Below are 675 nucleotides of genomic sequence, written 5' to 3'. Positions count from 1 at the left end.
CCCGGAATTGGAAGCGCTTCGTGATCTCGCCGCAAAGTTCGTTGCCACTGAGATTGCACCCCACTCAGAGCGCTTCGCCGAGCAACACCATGTCGACCGGGCGGTGTGGGAACGAGCAGGCGAGCTGGGCCTGCTGTGCATGTCGATGCCGGTCGAATACGGCGGCGGCGGCGGGACGTTCGCGCACGAAGCAGTTCTGCTCGAAGAGCAAGCTCGAATCGGGGACAGTTCGTGGGGCGCCGGCCTGCACAGCGGCATCGTCGCACACTACATCCTGCACTACGCCCGGGAAGACCTGAAAAGGCAGTGGCTGCCCAAGATGGCGTCGGGCGAATTGATCGGTGCCATTGCGATGACGGAGGCCGGAACCGGATCTGATCTTCAAAGCGTGAAGACGCGCGCCGTCCTCGATGGGGACGAGTACGTCATCACCGGCTCGAAGACGTTCATCACCAATGGTCAGCAAGCCGATCTCATTGTCGTCGTGGCCAAGACCGACCATACTCAAGGTGCCAACGGTATTTCGCTGATTGTCGTGGAAGCCGATCGCCCCGGGTTCCGGAGAGGACGAGTCCTCAGCAAAATAGGTCAGCGCGGTCAGGACACATCTGAATTGTTTTTCGACGGCGTGCGCGTCCCCAAGACGCATCTGCTAGGCGACACCGAGGGGCAAGG

The 675-nt window shown here is 61.2% G+C and carries 1 protein-coding gene; it reads left to right on the top strand.

The annotated features are described in order from the left end of the window. Positions 1–7 precede the first annotated feature (7 nt). On the top strand, positions 8–675 hold a 668-nt coding region (locus JF781_RS28085), incomplete at its 3' end, for an acyl-CoA dehydrogenase family protein (RefSeq protein WP_205627306.1).

It is taken from the genome of Mycobacterium sp. WUMAC-067, assembly GCF_020217485.1.
In the GTDB taxonomy this organism is placed as follows: Bacteria; Actinomycetota; Actinomycetes; order Mycobacteriales; family Mycobacteriaceae; genus Mycobacterium.
Note: the sequence above shows the minus strand (reverse complement) of the source record. Positions and strands in the feature narration are given on the sequence as shown.